Source organism: Yersinia massiliensis (genome assembly GCF_003048255.1).
GTDB classification, from domain to species: Bacteria; Pseudomonadota; Gammaproteobacteria; order Enterobacterales; family Enterobacteriaceae; genus Yersinia; species Yersinia massiliensis_A.
The window spans coordinates 517,513-535,189 of record NZ_CP028487.1 but is presented as its reverse complement, the minus strand read 5'-3'; the positions used below and the strand labels follow the sequence as shown (position 1 = coordinate 535,189).

Below are 17,677 nucleotides of genomic sequence, written 5' to 3'. Positions count from 1 at the left end.
AATAAAATGAGAGGCAATGATTTTATTGTCTCTCGCAGCTCACAAATAGCCTCTACCAGGGAATTCATATGTATATAATTATTGATTGTGGCTCAACAAATACCCGACTGTATTTGGTTGATCAGGAAATGGTGAAGGATAAATATGAAGTTGCTATTGGCGTAAACAGTACCGTTAGCAATGGCAATAACCAGCAGCTAAAACTCACCCTCACTGAGGCAATAAAATCATTACTCAATCAAAATAAACTTTCTTTGCACGATGTCGATTTTGCTATTGCCTCTGGCATGATCACATCTAATTTGGGTCTGTTGGAAGTTCCTCATCTCATTGCGCCAGTTAATATCAATGACTTTGCACAACATACCTGTGAAGTTGAGGGGAATAAAGTCTTACCGATTGACCTGCCTATTATATTCATTCCTGGCGTTAAAAATGATATTGGCGAAGCCACATGGGACAACATCAGAAAGATAGATCTGATGCGCGGAGAGGAAACACAGGCCATAGGTGTTATTTCAAGCATGTCATTAACGCTACCCGCCACTATTGTGGAGCTAGGTTCAACAACCAAACTCATCCACATTAATAAAGAGGGTGCGATTGCGGGCAGTATCACGTCCTTGAGTGGGCAAGTTTATGCTGCAGTCAGAAAGGAAACCTTTATCAATTCGAGCATGATTGATTCTGACAGCAATACTCAGGATTTCTACAGTACAGATATTCTCAAGTATGCCTATGAATGCGTGAACCGAGCTGGCTTACTGCGCAGCCTTCTGTTTACGCGGTTTATCCAATTCTCATTATCGACAACAGCAGCAGAAAGAAAATTCTATTGTGAATCAACAATAGCAGCGGATGATATGAAATTGTTTGATGAAGCAGAAGAGCAAGGCTTCTCACTTACCGGCGATATTATCTTTATCGGTAATTCAGAACGATGCAAGTTATATCAAGGAATGTTAAAAGAAACTAAAGCAATTAAAAACAATATTATCTCTATTACTAACCCTGAAGAAATTGCCATGTTAGGAATAAAAGGCGCATGTTATATTGCTAAGAATTACACTCATGAACATTGTATTTAACTATTTTGTATTTAACTATTTAACATCTCCATATTAAATATAAGCCGTACTTAACTAGCACTCTCGTTTTTAAGTCAGAATGTTGTTAATCAATTGCACATTAAAATTTTACTAACGCAATATTAATCGGTATTAACTTAACCTCTGGGAAATTACTATGTACGTTATCACCATCGATACAGGGACAACAAACACCCGCGTTAGCGTTTGGAAAGATGATGGCATTATTGCCCAATCTTTTCAGGCTGTTGGTGTTCGTGACACCGCCATCAGTGGCAGTAAAAATACGTTAATGAACGCCGTGAAAACCGCCATTGACGACGCCATGAAACAAGCCAACATTAGCTACAACGATCCGCTTATTTTGCTGTCATCTGGCATGATCACGTCTAATGTCGGTCTCTACGAATTAGCGCATCAGATTGCGCCAGCGGGAGTTGCAGAACTCGCTCAGGGGATGGTGAAAGTAGACATGCCAGAAGTCGCTGAGCAGCCAATTTGGTTTGTCCCCGGAGTGCGTAACAACACCGGACTCGTCACGGCAGAAAACGTCGAAGCGATGGATATCATGCGTGGCGAAGAGACAGAAGTCATTGGTGTCATCCAGTCTTTGGACTTACAAGGGCCAGCACTGATTATTTTGCCGGGTTCGCATTCCAAATTCGTTCGAATTGATGAGGAGAACCGGATTACTGGTTGTGTCACCACTATTGGCGGCGAATTATTAGATGTCATTACGCAAAATACGATTTTAGCCAGTTCACTGCAACACGGTTTTGCTGACGAAATAGATAAGACTGCCTTGTTAGAAGGCAGCCGAACGTGCCAAAAAGTCGGCCTTTCACGCAGTTGTTTTTCAGTTCGTATCCTCGACATGTTTGCTCATCAATCAAAAAATGAGAAAGCAAATTTCTTATTGGGTGCCGTACTGTCCAGTGATATTTCCGCCATTAAAAACAGTGATGCATTAAATATCACATCCGATATGACCATTGTCATTGGCGGGAAAAAGATCCTTAAAGAGGCTTTCGCCGCATTGATTAATGATGATGCATTCTTTACCGGGAAAATACGTGTTATCGAAGATAATCCGAAACCGCTATCGGGTCTGGGTATTCTAGAATTAGCACGATTTAAACAGCTTTTGTAATCACTTTATCCTACGAATGAAGTATTAATAGGGCAATCACCATGAATACAACCGTAAAAACAACAGCGGTAGTTGCAAATAAAGTCGGAAAGAAAAGATGGTTTGTTGTATTTCTATTATTAGTCGGCGGTATTATTAACTATATAGACAGGGCAAGTTTATCTATCGCTGCACCTGATATGATGAAAGATCTGAATCTAACCAATACCGATATCGGTTTGATGGGGTCTGTTTTCGCACTGATTTACGCAATGTGCCAACTTCCTTCTGGCTGGCTAGTTGATAAGCTTGGCCCCAAAAAAGTCTACGGCTGGGCCATTGGCTTATGGAGTGGCGCAACCATGCTCACTGGGGCATGTAGCAGCCTCGCCTCACTCCTCTTTGCCCGTGCGTTATTGGGTGTGACAGAAGCGCCATGCTGGCCGGGAGCGGCTAAAATAACCGCCACTTGGTTCCCGAAAAAAGAACGTGCGCTCGCCACCGGTTTTTGGGATGCCGCGTCAAAATGGGGCCCTGCAATCGCACCACCGATTTTGGTCGCCATTATTGTTCCCTTTGGCTGGCGCTCACTGTTTTATATTGCTGGTGCTCTGGGTTTAGTTTTCCTGATTTTCTTTATTTTTCTTTATCATCAACCTGAAAAACACCCAACCATTACTGAAGAAGAGCTGGACTATATAAAAGAAGGTGGTGGCGGTACCGCTGTTGGTAATGCAATTGGTGATGACGGCAAAAAAATAACCTGGGGTTCTTTATTCAAATATAAATGTGTATGGGGAATGATATTAGGCTGGTTCTGCTATGTATGGATGATGAATATCTTCACCACGTTCTTACCACTTTATTTAATGAAAACCCAAAACATAGAGCTTAAGTCTCTAGGTATTTATGCCAGTATCCCTTATTTCGGCGGTATTGTCGGTGCCGTGGTCGGTGGATATATCTCAAAATGGTTAATGGACCGCGAAATATTTAAAGATTCGTTAGTCGCTAAACGCGTCACTATCAGTGTATCGGCTTTATTAGCAGGTATTACCGTAGTCTGTATTCCTTTTGCGACTAGCTTAAGTTCAACGCTTGCATTATTGGTTGTGGCAATGGCATTGCTCTCTGCCCTTTCTGCAACAGGTTGGGCATTACCGGGTGATGTTGCGCCTTCTGCCATGGTCGGTTCAGTCGGCAGTATTCAGAATTTTGGTGGCTACTTTGCGGGTTCGTTATCCCCACTGGTCACTGGGATGATTGCAGATGCGACGGGGTCATACACGCTGGCCTTTGTGAGCGGCGGCATTATCGCTGGGTGTGCAGCACTGTGTTACTGGTTCTTAGTGACCAAACCAATTACAGCAACAAACTAAGTAAAAACAACAGGATGGCACCAGTAGCAATGGGAGATCTCCATTCTACTGGTGAGTAAGACTTAATTCGCCGTTAAGAAGGAAAATGCTTTGATAAAGCAAAAAGTGATTCAAGCCATAGAAGACACTGGCATCATCGCGATTGCGCGCCACATTACACCGGAACAGGTGTTACCGCTGGCACAGGCATTGTATGACGGTGGCATCCGAGTGATTGAAGTGACCTGCAATACGTCTGGATTTTTGCCCTGCATTGAAATGTTGTCTGCTGAATTTGGCGACAAAATGTATGTTGGGGCAGGAACAGTATTGAATCCGATTATGGCTCAATTAGTGATAAACGCGGGTGCCAACTTTGTACTGGCGCCTGACTTTAACCCTGAAGTGGTCAAAATCGTCCACGAACATCAGCGCTTGATGATCCCGGCCGTGGTCACACCCAGTGAAATGCTGCAAGCTTGCCGCATGGGGATTGATCTACTCAAACTGTTCCCTGCAAATGCTTTAGGGGTGAATTATCTCAAAGAGATTCGTGGCCCTCTCGATAACCTTGACCTTATCGCTGTCGGCGGGATCACGCTCGCCAATACTGCCGATTTTGCCAAAGCAGGGGCATTTGCTGTGGGCGTAGGCAGTGAGCTTATCAATAAACAGATGATTGCAGACGGAAATTGGCAAGGCTTAACTGAGCTTGCCGATAATTTCGTCACGACATTCCGCCAAGGCAAATGCCGGTAGATACCGGTACGACGCCCCTGCGGCACAAAAGTGAATCGGCGCCCGGCAGGATAACACTGCCGGAGCTGTGATCAAGGCGTTGATAAAGCGTCTTTTTTTTACGCATTCAGAAAGGTTAGATACGGTATAATGGCAAAAATATTTGTTAAGGCATGCCTTCCATGGACAAGTTTAATCGTTCAGTGGGGCGGGCAATTGAGATCCTCGAGCTGCTCGCACACAGTCCAAATGAATTAACCATCACTGAGATCAGTAAAAGTCTGGCGATCCCGAAAAGCACTGCGTTCGATATCATTTATACGCTGGTCGATAAAGGATACCTTGAAATTGCCGACGAGCGTCTCAAGTCCTATCGGCTTGGGGTTAAGCTATTTCAGGTCGGTTCCGGCTATCGTGATAAAAAGCCATTCTACGATGTCGCGAAATCGGTACTTGAGAAGATTACCGCTCAGGTAAACGAAACCTCGTTCCTAGCGATTGAAAGTGGCGGAATGCTGGTTTATCTGGATAAAGCAGAGAGCGAAAGTTCGGTACGCACATCGTGTAAACTGGGCGCAAATCGGCCGATGTATTGCACCGGTTTAGGCAAAGCGCTGCTTTCTGCTTATTCTGACGAACGCCTGCTCGATATTGTCCGCCGCACCGGTGGAATGCCCCCGATAACCCCCACCACCATTACGACTGAAGAGCGCCTGATTGCAGAGATGAACGAAGCACGCCAACGGGGTTATGCGATTGATGATCGCGAGCACAATATGGATGTCTTCTGTGTAGCTGCACCCATTTACGACGCACATAACGCGCCGCTTGCTGCTATCAGCGTGGCCTGTCTCTCATCAAAAATGATCGGTAATCCAGAACGCGTTAAAGAGCTGGGAACCCTCGTTTCACAAGCGGCGTTATCAATCTCTCAACGGATTGGTTATACCGGTGACCGGTTATATCACGTACGTTAAAGCCTCCCCCTCACTGAATTCACGTTCAGCAACGTGGCTGATCCTGTAAAGGAAATATGCCACGTTAGAATAGCATTGATATCATTAATTTTATTTATACATCACATGATAGGCTTATACTTATCGCAGTCATCAATCACACTATTCTGATCATACAGGAGTTATCGTCATGCTTAATATTGATCGAAAATACCTCATGAATCTTGATGAAAGCGTATTAAAAAAGCAGCGGTTAATCATGCGAGTCATTGCCATTCTGTTGCTACTGGGCGGGATTTTTTGCTTGATTAACCCAATAGCGTCCAGCGTTGTCCTGAGCAAGATCATCGGTATTTTGCTGCTACTCAGCGGGATTGCCCTGATAGTCGGGATGATAGCCAACCGCTCCCATAATCTTTGGCCGATGGTTACCGGCATTCTGCTTGGCGTGGCATACATTGTTATGGGTTATGTATTCGTCACAAATCCAGCGATAGGCATGATAAGTCTGGCCATCGTCTTAGCGGTGCTCTTTGCCTTTGGCGGGATAATGCGGCTCATCACGGGATTCAAAACATGGGGGATGCCGGGTGCGTGGCTGCAAATCCTGCTAGGGGTGCTGGATTTAGTGATCACTTATTTGTTGGTCAGTGCTGGGCCGTTGATGTCAATCACGTTGGTTACCACTTTGGTCGGGATTGAGATGCTGTTCAGTTCATTCAGCTGCTTTATGATTGCAGGCCTCTATAAACGTAACGCTTAATTCACTTCTCTGTCACGGTATCCTTCGCTGCGATACCGTCTCTTTCTCTGTCATATTCATGACGGCTATCACATTCAGTACATCACAATTTCCCAAGCTGCACGCCACCGTCTAGATTTGAATAAAAAATCTCATCCGACCACTTGCTGAATATGCGAGGGCGGCGAGAAATAACAACAACGGTTTGGCTGTATTGAGCTGATTAATAGAGCCAGAAGTACACCCGATGGAGACTGCAATGTTAGCTTACCCTCACCTGCTCGCGCCGCTTGATCTCGGCTTTACCACGCTAAAAAATCGCGTGTTGATGGGTTCAATGCATACTGGTTTGGAAGAATTGCCTGATGGGCCACAACGTTTGGCGGCCTTCTATGCTGAACGGGCCGCCGGTGGTGTTGGCTTGATAGTGACCGGTGGCATCGCACCCAATAAAAAAGGCGTGGTCTATCAGGGGGCATCAATACTGAATGACCCAGCGCAAGTCCCCCACCACCAAGTCGTGACGGAGGCCGTGCATCACGCAGGCGGCAAAATCGCGCTACAAATTCTTCACGCAGGCCGTTACAGCTATCAGAAGCAACCTGTGGCGCCTTCCGCTTTGCAAGCCCCCATCAATCCCTTTGCGCCACAAGCATTGAGCCATGATGAAGTGCTGCAAACCATTGCTGACTTTGCCCAATGCGCCTTGCTGGCCAAACAGGCAGGCTACGATGGCGTCGAAATCATGGGATCGGAGGGCTATCTTATTAATCAGTTCCTCGCAGCCAGAACCAATCATCGTGATGATGAATGGGGCGGCGATTTCACTCGCCGGAGGCGTTTTGCGGTTGAAATTGTACGGGCGGTGCGGCAAGCAACGGGGCCTGATTTTATCCTGATTTATCGCCTGTCGATGCTTGATTTAGTCGAAGAAGGCTCCAACTGGAATGAGATTGAGCAACTGGCATTGGCCATTGAGCAAGCAGGTGCAACGATAATTAATACCGGTATCGGTTGGCATGAAGCGCGTATTCCGACTATCGCCACCATGGTGCCGCGAGCCGGGTTTAGCTGGGTGACCCGTAAATTGATGGGTAAAGTCAGGATCCCGCTGATTACCACCAACCGGATTAATGACCCTTCAGTTGCTGAGCAAGTTCTTGTCGACGGCTGCGCAGATATGGTTTCGATGGCTCGCCCTTTCTTAGCCGACGCTGAATTTGTCCAAAAGGCTAAACAGGATCGAGCCGACGAAATTAATACCTGTATTGGCTGCAACCAAGCTTGTCTGGATCAAATTTTCGATGGGAAGCTCACGTCATGTTTGGTTAACCCGCGCGCCTGCCGTGAAACTGAAATGCCCGTATTACCCACAGAAACACCGAAGCGGTTAGCTGTTGTCGGCTCTGGGCCTGCGGGGTTGGCATTTGCCGTCACCGCCGCCAGCCGTGGTCATCAAGTGACGCTCTTTGATGCCGCCGCCGATATCGGCGGTCAATTCAATATCGCCAAACAGATCCCCGGCAAAGAAGAATTCTACGAAACGCTGCGATATTTCCGCCGTCAGTTAGTACTTCATGGGGTCATCCAGCAATTAAATACGCCAGTGCAACCGCAGCAACTCGCTGATTTTGATGAAGTGATCCTCGCCTGTGGTATCCAGCCACGTTTACCGGCCATCAAGGGGATTGATCACCCGAAAGTGCTGACCTATCTGGATGTCTTGCGTGATAAAAAGCCGGTGGGTGAACGCGTCGCTATTATCGGCGCAGGCGGGATTGGTTTTGATACCGCGGAATACCTCAGCCAATCCGGTGAATCCAGCAGCTTGGACAGCACTGCTTTCAGCCATGAATGGGGAATCGATCAAGCTCTTGCACATCGCGGCGGCTTATCGCCGGCGGGGGCGAAAGTCGAACCGTCGCCACGGCAGATTTTTCTGCTACAGCGGAAAACCAGTAAAGTGGGTGAGGGTTTGGGGAAAACCACCGGTTGGATCCACCGCACCAGTTTGGCCATGCGTGGCGTGAAAATGTTCAACAGTGTGAGTTACGACCTTATTGATGATGAAGGGCTGCATATTACCCTCGCGGAACAGCGCAGTTGCCTGCCCGTCGATACTATTATTATCTGTGCCGGTCAGGAGCCACGCAGGGAATTGCATCAACCCTTGCTGGATATGGGTAAAACGGTGCATTTAATTGGTGGCGCGGACGTCGCCGCAGAGCTGGATGCCCGTAGAGCCATTGATCAAGGGACCCGTCTGGCGTTATCTATCTAGCGTGAATGAATCATAAATAGCGGGTGTGGTGAAAACCACACCCTGTCCTCCAATAATAAATTGCAATGATTAACCCACTCTTAAAATAACCTCAGTTAATTTAATCTGATGAATTATCAATTGAAAAAATATATTTTAAATTAACATAATTAATAACACCCACCAAGTAAGATCAAATAAGAATTATAAGAAAAACAAACTGAACTTACATATCTAATTAGAATAGGATCCCATCCCAATAAATTCTCATTCAACTCCAAATACCAAATAAATTCCATTCATCAACATTTAATTAAAGTAACCTAAATCAACAATAGATACAGGTTATAAGCCACTAACTTAAGTACAGGGATCGTAATTCCAATCATGAAAAATAAAATAAATTCACAAACAATAGCTCAGACAAATATAACTAAAAGTCAGAAAAATGGGCTCTCTGGAATAAATAAGACACCTATTGCGCTGTGCATGACGACAGCTATTTTAATGTTAGGTCATCCATCAGCTATGGCGGAAAATCATTATCGAGTGACTATCGATAAAGATACTGTTCTCAACGCGCATGACCGAGCGGTAGAAGTTACATTAGGCGAAGGTGTATCGCTAACTCTCAAAGACGAAGCTAAAATCCAAGAGACCAAAATCGAGACAGGCAAAACTGTTGCATTACATGATAAAAGTTCTGCTCAGAATATTCATGTTCAGGGCGGTCATCTTCACTTATATGGTAACGAACATGGAGAGGCAGCAATAGCTGAAAATATACATATTTCTTCAGGGGGAGTCACTGTCAGCACAACGGCAACAATCTCTGATACAGTGATTGAATCAAAAACCTTAGATCAAATAGCACCACCGGTTATGTTTCTGAGTAATAATAGTAATGCCCGTGATACTAAAGTCTACGAAGGTGGTGAATTGTTTGTTCGAGGCTTCCCGATATCTGAAAATGATAAAGGTGTAACACTCGAGAACACTCAAGTTGTAGGGAAACTGAGCCTACAGAGTGATGTTACACTAGAGGGCAAAACAGAGTTCTTACCGACTTCAGTATTAGAAACTAAAGGGCATGGGATTCGTAATAATGGCGAATTAATTTTTGGTAGTAATGATGATACCAATATTAACGCGATTATTGATGGGCTAGGTTCATTATCCAAAGAAGGGAGAACGACATTAACCTTATTCGGCGAACGTGACGATAAATCGCCAGACTTCTCTTACTCCGGTGATACAAATATCAATGATGGGACGCTAAAGTTATCTAATGCACAATTCCTCAAAAGTAAAATTAATGGTCAACAAGATACACAACTTATTTTAGAAAACACCACGCTCACAACCACCATACAGGGAGGCAATCTTCTGATTGGTGAAAATAGTGTTTGGAATATGACAGGGAATTCTAACATCAGCGATTTAGTGATATCGAAAACTAGCACTATTAATTTAAGCCCAACAGGAATAGGAAATAAATTAGTCATTAATGGTGATTATATAAGCAAATATGGAACCTTATTATTCCAAACTGAGTTAGAAGGCGATAATTCAATCACTGACCATATCCTCATAAAGGGTAATACCGCAGGTCATACTAGAATTAGAATAGTGAATAGTCATGGTAACGGCGCAGAAACAAAGGTAGGGATTCCTCTTATCGAAGTTTTGGGAATCTCTGACGGCGTATTTGAACAACTCGGGCGTAGTAAAGCGGGCGCTTTTGAATACAAATTGGGCCGTGGTGAGGGTGATCGTAACAAAAACTGGTACCTGCGCAGTAGCTTCGCGGATTACGATGCGGGTAATAAAGAATTAGCAGATGCCAAACCAGACAACAATACACCGCAAGATCAAAAACCCTCTGGCAATGAACTTTTCAATTTCATTGTTAATAATGGGCTTAAAATAGTCGACGATTACACGACGTCCTCAAAAGAACCTGAAAATATTTTAAATCACGATACACCTCAATCAACTGATACTAAATCATACGTTGAAGATTCGAATATAATAGATGTTAATGAATTAACCATACTGGCTGATCACCCCATTGAGAATGTTGATCAAACTAAGCTCATTACAAACAAAATAAAAACCAATTCTCCCCTTCTAAATACAGCTGAGCTCACTGTTGGCCCTCACTATCCAGATGAGAATATGGATGCAGTAAACACAACTGCAGTCAATGATCAAAATGGCACAATATCCGCACCACCAGTGGTGTCAGCAACAGTAGGAGTGCCAACAGTAGTAGTGCCAACAGCAGCAAAATCAGTCTCATCGGCACCTGTGAGTCAACCACAAGTGTATGCTCCTGAAAATGGTAGCTATATTGCCAATATCGTGATGGCGAGAAATATGTTCAATACCCGCTTAGAAGACCGCACGGGCAGCTATCAATATAAAGATGCAATCAGTGGCCAATGGCAAACCTCCAGCATGTGGATGCGCACCCAAGGCGGGAAAAATAACTTTGGTCAGGCTATCGAACAATTAGATGTCCACGGAAAGTATTACTCCGTTCAACTGGGGATGGATATTATTCAAGCGGGTAACGGGCGCATTGGTATGTTAGCCGGATTAGGCAGAGCCACAAACCATAGCCGGTCAAACGTCACTGGCTATTATGCCAACGGTGCGGTGAGTGGATATAACCTTGGTGTGTATGCTTCATGGTTACCAGATCAACAAGATAATACCGGTTTCTATTTCGATACCTTGGCGCAATATAGCTGGTTCAATAATACGGTGAATGGCCAAGAACAAGCGGAAGATAAATATAAATCATCCGGTTTCACCACCTCAATTGAGAGTGGATATACCTTTAAAATGGCGACAACAAGTCAATTGAGTTATTTCATTCAACCTAATGCTCAAATGACCTTGCAGGGAATACAAACTCAAACGCATAAAACCGCCTACGGCGAATCCATCAGCGATGGCAATAAAGGCCATTTGGTCACGCGTATCGGTGCCAAAACCTATCTGCAAGCCATAGATGGCGTAGAAAGCCAATTCACGCCATTCTTTGCTATTAACTGGCGGCACCAGAATCAAAACACGGGTGCGATTATTTCAGGGCAACGTGTTGAGAGCAAAAGCAAAAATAGCACTGAATTCCAGATTGGCGTGGAGAGTAAAATTGAGCAACAACTGCATGTCTGGGCGACAATCGATTATCAGATGGGCCGTTATAATGATAAAAACGCCAATGCCGTAGCTGGTATCAAATATCACTTCTAATACCTACAAAAAACGGATCACTGGATTAATCAGTGATCCGATCAAGTAAGCACATCCCCAAAGTTATTATGGGTTTAGAAATCGCTATACGACATATCCAAACTCCCCGACCCGCCACCCTCTGAACGCGACGAACCGGTCTTCACCGCTTTTAACACCATAAACTTCTGGTTTGAATCCAGCGTTTCACAGTTGCCAAACAAGCGATTAAGTTTGTGGAAGTAATCTAGATGACGGTTACCGACGATCATCAGCTCGCCCCCGACTTTCAGGCAGCGCTTGGCATCACAAAACATCTGCCATGCAACATGATCGCTGACTGCATGCTGTTGATGGAAAGGCGGGTTACAGAGCACCAATTGCAAGCTCTCACGCTCAACCCCATCCAAGCCATGGCTCACCATAAACTCACAACGCGACAAATCTTGCGGGCGGTTATAAGTGATATTCAATTCACTGGACGCAACGGCCATGTAGGACTCGTCCACAAACAGCATTTCTGCCAGCGGATTCTGCTCCAATGCGATTAAGCCAACCACGCCATTACCACAACCGAGATCGGCGATTTTACCGGTGACATCATAGGGTAAGATCTCCATAAAGAAGCGCGCACCGATATCCAGATTATTACGCGAGAAAACATTCGCGTGGTTATGAATCACATACTCGGTATTCGCCAGCGGCCAATCGGTGGTTGCTGGTGCCTCTGTTACTGGAATATCTGCCACTTCACAGTGAATCAAGCGGGCTTTCTTCCATGCCAACGTTGTTTTGGTTGGCCCTAGAATTTTTTCAAATAATTGCAGGGTGGAATTATGTACATCGCGGGATTTCGCACCGGCAATAATCACGGTATCCGGTGCGACTACACGGCGTAAAGCACGCAATTGGTGCTCAAGCAATGCCAAAGCTTTAGGGATTTTAATCACCACCAGCTTAGGGGCATCAGGTAAGTCATCCATGCTGCCCAGCAATGTAACGGCTTCTTCATCCAGACGGTTTAACCGTAGATTATGCGCTGTTGCCAGTTGGCTCATATAAGAGTCACTGACGCTGAATGGTCGATGAGCATGTAAAGCGCAAGCCAACGTGCCGAACTGATCATTAAACACCAGTACTGGGCGGCCATCAATTTGGCTTAAGTCAATGTTTTGTAGCAGATATTCATCTGCTGCTTCCCACGCCTGTAGGGTATTCGAATTTTCTTGTGGCGGAAAACGCTCAAGCTCAAGGCTCTGCGTTTCCAGTAAGAGTTGGCTCATCACCGCTCCTGAATAATAAATTTGGGCTGTTTATCCCCTAAAACGGACGATCAGTAAATTGTTTTTTTACTTAAATGACATTTTAGCGAAACCAAGACCAACAAGACAAAAAATACTCAGCACAATAGAGAGGAGGAAAGCCAAACAGGGAGATTAATTGCATTCATTCGAACTCACCGCGAAGCCATTAGCCAGCATGGGCTGCCTTTGTCTAAACGATAGGAAACCGCTATTATCGCGCTAACATCACTATCACTCGATTTATCAAACTAGCCAGAGCAAATACATATGCAGGAACTCACCTATCTGCAAGGTTATCCAGAGCACCTACAATCTCAGGTACGGCAGCTGATTACTGATCAACGATTGGGGAATGTATTGCGTCAGCGATACCCACAAACGCATGATTACAATACAGATAAGATGCTGTATCAGTACACGATGGATTTGAAAAACCAATATCTGCGCAATGCTCAACCACTGAGCAAAGTCGCCTATGACAGTAAAATTCAGGTGATGAAACATGCGCTTGGCCTGCACACCGCCATTTCCAGAGTACAAGGCGGCAAATTGAAGGCCAAAGCAGAGATTCGCGTCGCAACGCTATTTAAAAATGCCCCCGAAGCCTTCCTCAAAATGATCGTGGTTCACGAACTGGCTCATTTAAAAGAGAAAGATCACAACAAAGCGTTCTACAGTTTGTGTTGTCATATGGAGCCGCAATATCATCAGTTAGAGTTTGATACTCGCCTCTATCTGACGCATTTGGATCTGTTTGGCACCATTTATTAGCTATCGATGGCTAACGAAATAAAACCCATCGGCAACGCTGCGGTCATGATAGTCTGACGAACAAACGTGTTTTTCTTCTGCCAGAATGGAGTTCACTATGATTCGCTTAGCCGTTATTGGCACCAATTGGATCACCGCGCGCTTTGTCGATGCTGCCCACGAAACCGGCAAAATAAAATTAGTCGCTGTTTGCTCACGTAAGCTGGATCAGGCGCAAAAATTTGGCGCTGATTATAACGTCACTGAGTATTACGATGATCTGGACGCACTGGCAGCGAGCGAGCAAATTGATGCAGTGTATATCGCAAGCCCGAACTCATTGCATTACCCACAGGCGAAGCTGTTCCTCAGTCATAAAAAACACGTTATTTGCGAAAAATCATTAGCCTCGAATCTGGCTGAAGTTGAATCACTGGTGGCCTGCGCCCGCGCCCATGAAGTGGTTTTGTTTGAAGCGTTCAAAACTGCCTATTTACCTAATTTCATTCAGTTAAAACAGTCACTCCCGCGTGTGGGTAAACTGCGCAAGGCGATGATTAACTTCTGCCAGTACTCCTCCCGTTATCAGCGCTACCTGAATGGTGAAAACCCTAATACCTTTAATCCGGCATTTTCTAATGGCTCGATTATGGATATTGGCTACTACTGCTTGGCAAGTGCCTTGGCATTATGGGGTGAGCCTAAAGCCGTGCTTGCCAGTGCTAGCTTGCTGCCAAGTGGGGTGGATGCCCACGGCACCGTTTGTCTGAACTATGGCGATTTCGATGTGGCAATCATCCATTCGAAAGTGAGCCAATCAGATATTCCTAGCGAAATTCAGGGTGAAGATGGATCGCTGGTGATTGAAAGTATCTCTGAATGCCAATCTGTTGCCTTTACGCCGCGCGGTAGCCATTCACAAGACCTAACGCAACCACAGCATATTAATACTATGCTGTATGAAGCTGAGGTTTTTGCCCATCTGATTGAGAACCAACAGGTGGAGCATGATGGATTACGGCTGTCATTACTGACATCGCGTATTCAGACGGAGATCCGTCGTCAAACTGGCGTGATTTTCCCTGCAGACAGCCAACCACCTGCAGTATCGCCAAGATAACGACTGTTGCGGCTCAACTGAGTGAACGCGGTCCCCAAAAAAATCTCGTGCGTAGGTAGATCGTTAATATTTTGTGCCAGTGATTGACCGGCAGGCTATTTTCGATTATTTTTGCGCGGCAAAGGGGAGTAACTTCATTGCCGGTTTGCCGTCATTACGGTGCGAAAGCACCCGGTTACCGGGCAACCTCATTAATGTCCAAGTCGCTGTAGAACGATAAGTCTCTATCAGCGTGGTGACATTATTAGAGTTGTAAGTGAGACCTTGCCGGAAGGCGAGGTTTGCTTGCAGCTCAGACATAGCGGCTAGCGTCTTCCGACGTTGGCCGTTTTTGTTTTTATGAGGTTCCTTAATGATGAATACCGTGGGTACTCCCTTACTCTGGGGCAGTTTTGCTGTTGTGGTGACGATTATGCTCGCCATCGATTTACTGCTACAGGGGCGTCGTGGCTCGCAAACCATGACACTGCGTCAGGCCGCTTGCTGGTCATTAGTCTGGGTCAGTTTATCGTTGCTGTTTAACGCCGGTTTCTGGTGGTATTTAGCCGAAACGGTCGGCCGTGAAATCGCGGATAAGCAAGCGCTCGCATTCCTGACTGGCTATCTGATTGAAAAAGCCCTCGCCGTCGATAACGTCTTCGTCTGGCTGATGCTGTTTAGCTATTTTGCCGTACCTGCCAATTTGCAGCGCCGAGTGCTGATTTATGGTGTGCTAGGTGCCATTGTTTTGCGTACCATCATGATCTTTGCCGGCAGTTGGCTGGTGTCGCAATTCAGTTGGATACTCTATCTGTTCGGTGCCTTCTTGCTGTTTACTGGTATCAAAATGGCGTTGGCGAAAGAAGACGACACGCCTATCGGTGAGAAGCCTCTGGTCCGCTGGATTCGTAATCACCTACGTATGACCGATGAGTTGCACGGTGACCGTTTTACTGTGCGTAAAAATGGCCTGCTCTACGCCACCCCCTTGGTACTGGTCTTGATTCTGGTCGAGCTGAGTGACGTTATTTTTGCTGTCGATAGCATTCCCGCTATTTTTGCCGTCACCACGGATCCCTTTATTGTTTTGACCTCTAACCTATTTGCTATCTTGGGCTTACGCGCCATGTATTTCTTGTTAGCAAACGTGGCAGAGCGCTTCTCAATGTTGAAGTACGGTTTGTCGGTCATTCTGGTGTTTATCGGTATCAAAATGATGATTATTGATCTGTTCCACATCCCTATCGGTATCTCATTAGGGGTAGTGGCAGGGATTTTGGCGCTCACATTATTGATTAATGTTTGGGTGAATCATCGCGCAGATCGCCGTTCGGCAGCAGATAAGGCTGCCCATAAATAATGCCCTAAACGCTACAATATATTATGCGGGGAACTGATTTCCCCGCATTTATCTCGCACTTCCATTCCCGAGCCAAATGTTATTGCGATCACATAAATGTAAACGAAATGTTATGCAAATTAGATCTGCATTGGATTTTACTGATTGCCTCTTTCCTGCTCAATAGATTCCCTTATACTGTCAAAGCAAACACACCCAGTTACAAATAATGCTCAGTGACAAATAATATTAAGTTATTGGTGTGAAAATACTCGCTCGGCCCCGTTCCGGCTGACGCGATGAGTAACTAAAAATAAGACATATATAACGGTAAGAGGCATCACTGGAAAACTATGGATAAGACACCTTCTGGATTTATCGGATTTATCATCCGCGGCAGTTTAGTTAAGCAGATACTGGTTGGCTTGATTGCCGGCATCATTTTAGCACTCGTGTCCACCCAAGCTGCTATTGCCGTCGGTCTGCTCGGTACACTGTTCGTTGGCGCACTAAAAGCCGTTGCACCGGTTTTGGTATTGATGCTGGTCATGGCCTCAATTGCCAACCACAAACAAGGGCAAAAAACCAATATCCGCCCAATTCTCTTTTTGTATCTGTTAGGCACTTTCTCTGCGGCGCTGATTGCCGTTGCTGTCAGTTTTATGTTCCCATCCACGTTAGTGCTGGCGACACAAAATGCAGATATCACCGCCCCCGGCGGGATTGTTGAGGTCTTAAAAGGCTTACTGAACAGCGTGATCGCAAACCCTATCCATGCGCTCCTGAATGCCAACTATATCGGTATCTTAGCTTGGGCTGTGGGGCTGGGTATCGCTTTACGACATGCAGCAGATACCACCAAGGCATTGATTACTGATATGTCGGATGCGGTGACTGTTGTGGTTCGGGTGGTTATTCGCTTTGCCCCGCTGGGTATTTTTGGTCTGGTCGCCTCTACCATCGCTGAAACCGGTTTTGGTGCATTGCTGGGTTACGCACAACTGCTCGTCGTCTTGATTGGTTGTATGTTACTGGTGGCATTGGTCATCAACCCACTGATTGTTTACTGGAAAATTCGCAGAAACCCTTATCCACTGGTGCTCGCTTGTCTGCGTGAAAGTGGTGTTACCGCTTTCTTTACCCGTAGCTCAGCGGCCAACATTCCCGTGAATATGGAAATGTGTAAGAAAATGAACCTGCATGAAGACACTTATTCTGTCTCCATCCCGTTGGGTGCCACCATCAACATGGCGGGCGCAGCCATTACCATCACGGTACTGACTCTGGCGGCTGTTCATACTTTGGGTATCACTGTTGACTTGCCAACCGCTCTGCTGCTGAGTGTGGTTGCGGCAATCTGTGCTTGTGGGGCATCCGGTGTCGCCGGTGGTTCGCTGTTATTGATCCCACTGGCTTGCGGCATGTTTGGTATCCCCAATGAAGTGGCGATGCAGGTCGTTGCCGTTGGTTTCATCATTGGTGTGTTGCAAGACTCCGCTGAAACTGCACTGAACTCATCGACTGATGTGATTTTCACTGCCGCAGTTTGCCAAGCTGAAGATGCACGATTGGCCGATCCTGATCCGTTGGCGAACCGTAAAAACGCCTAAATTAGCCGGTGACAATACATTAGCCGTGACAGTACAAATGACTCGGGGGCAATATAGCCCC

At 45.7% G+C, this 17,677-nt stretch carries 14 protein-coding genes; 12 read left to right on the top strand and 2 right to left on the bottom strand.

The features are described from left to right. The first annotated feature begins 68 nt into the window (after window positions 1–68). The 8 genes from DA391_RS02440 (at window position 69) to DA391_RS02405 (ending at window position 11,535) form a co-directional block, all read left to right on the top strand. The gene (locus DA391_RS02440; RefSeq protein WP_050083125.1) at window positions 69–1,088 is read left to right on the top strand and encodes a 2-dehydro-3-deoxygalactonokinase; all 1,020 of its coding nucleotides are present in this window, start codon (window positions 69–71) and stop codon (window positions 1,086–1,088) included. A 157-nt stretch (window positions 1,089–1,245) separates the two neighbouring features. Then, window positions 1,246–2,238 carry a 2-dehydro-3-deoxygalactonokinase gene (locus tag DA391_RS02435; protein WP_050083127.1) on the top strand — a complete coding sequence of 331 codons (993 nt, stop codon included), beginning with the start codon at window positions 1,246–1,248 and terminating at the stop codon, window positions 2,236–2,238. Between the two features lie 41 nt (window positions 2,239–2,279). After that, window positions 2,280–3,596, top strand: a complete 1,317-nt coding sequence (locus DA391_RS02430; RefSeq protein ID WP_019212497.1) for an MFS transporter — start codon at window positions 2,280–2,282, stop codon at window positions 3,594–3,596. Between the two features lie 90 nt (window positions 3,597–3,686). Next, a complete protein-coding gene (locus tag DA391_RS02425; RefSeq protein ID WP_019212496.1) occupies window positions 3,687–4,334 on the top strand; it encodes a bifunctional 4-hydroxy-2-oxoglutarate aldolase/2-dehydro-3-deoxy-phosphogluconate aldolase in 648 nt (215 codons plus the stop codon). A gap of 161 nt (window positions 4,335–4,495) precedes the next feature. Beyond that, window positions 4,496–5,290, top strand: coding sequence for an IclR family transcriptional regulator (locus DA391_RS02420; RefSeq protein ID WP_072084818.1), 795 nt, complete (start codon window positions 4,496–4,498; stop codon window positions 5,288–5,290). A gap of 169 nt (window positions 5,291–5,459) precedes the next feature. Beyond that, a complete protein-coding gene (locus tag DA391_RS02415; protein ID WP_050083133.1) occupies window positions 5,460–6,032 on the top strand; it encodes an HdeD family acid-resistance protein in 573 nt (190 codons plus the stop codon). 238 nt (window positions 6,033–6,270) lie between these two features. Continuing rightward, window positions 6,271–8,292, top strand: coding sequence for an NADPH-dependent 2,4-dienoyl-CoA reductase (locus DA391_RS02410; RefSeq protein ID WP_108087306.1), 2,022 nt, complete (start codon window positions 6,271–6,273; stop codon window positions 8,290–8,292). 366 nt (window positions 8,293–8,658) lie between these two features. Continuing rightward, window positions 8,659–11,535: an autotransporter outer membrane beta-barrel domain-containing protein gene (locus DA391_RS02405; RefSeq protein WP_159074550.1), complete on the top strand. Its 2,877-nt coding sequence runs from the start codon at window positions 8,659–8,661 to the stop codon at window positions 11,533–11,535. Between the two features lie 74 nt (window positions 11,536–11,609). On the opposite strand, the gene rlmG is transcribed toward DA391_RS02405, so the two are convergent. Next, window positions 11,610–12,797: a 23S rRNA (guanine(1835)-N(2))-methyltransferase RlmG gene (rlmG, locus tag DA391_RS02400; protein ID WP_050083136.1), complete on the bottom strand. Its 1,188-nt coding sequence runs from the start codon at window positions 12,795–12,797 to the stop codon at window positions 11,610–11,612. A gap of 288 nt (window positions 12,798–13,085) precedes the next feature. Here rlmG and DA391_RS02395 point away from each other — a divergent pair, with 288 nt between their 5' ends. Further along, the gene (locus DA391_RS02395; protein ID WP_050286901.1) at window positions 13,086–13,589 is read left to right on the top strand and encodes a M48 metallopeptidase family protein; all 504 of its coding nucleotides are present in this window, start codon (window positions 13,086–13,088) and stop codon (window positions 13,587–13,589) included. Window positions 13,590–13,686: 97 nt separating this feature from the next. Then, window positions 13,687–14,688 carry a Gfo/Idh/MocA family protein gene (locus DA391_RS02390; RefSeq protein WP_108087305.1) on the top strand — a complete coding sequence of 334 codons (1,002 nt, stop codon included), beginning with the start codon at window positions 13,687–13,689 and terminating at the stop codon, window positions 14,686–14,688. A 105-nt stretch (window positions 14,689–14,793) separates the two neighbouring features. Here DA391_RS02390 and DA391_RS02385 read toward each other — a convergent pair whose 3' ends face one another. Continuing rightward, the gene (locus tag DA391_RS02385) at window positions 14,794–14,988 is read right to left on the bottom strand and encodes a hypothetical protein (RefSeq protein ID WP_099462050.1); all 195 of its coding nucleotides are present in this window, start codon (window positions 14,986–14,988) and stop codon (window positions 14,794–14,796) included. 52 nt (window positions 14,989–15,040) lie between these two features. On the opposite strand from DA391_RS02385, the gene DA391_RS02380 reads away from it, so the two are divergent. Together DA391_RS02380 and sstT are read left to right on the top strand one after the other, a co-directional pair. Further along, complete coding sequence (locus DA391_RS02380; protein WP_049609945.1) at window positions 15,041–16,027, top strand: TerC family protein; 987 nt, start codon at window positions 15,041–15,043, stop codon at window positions 16,025–16,027. 332 nt (window positions 16,028–16,359) lie between these two features. Next, on the top strand, window positions 16,360–17,616 hold the full coding sequence (sstT, locus tag DA391_RS02375) for a serine/threonine transporter SstT (RefSeq protein ID WP_050083145.1): 1,257 nt from the start codon (window positions 16,360–16,362) through the stop codon (window positions 17,614–17,616). Window positions 17,617–17,677: the final 61 nt, after the last annotated feature.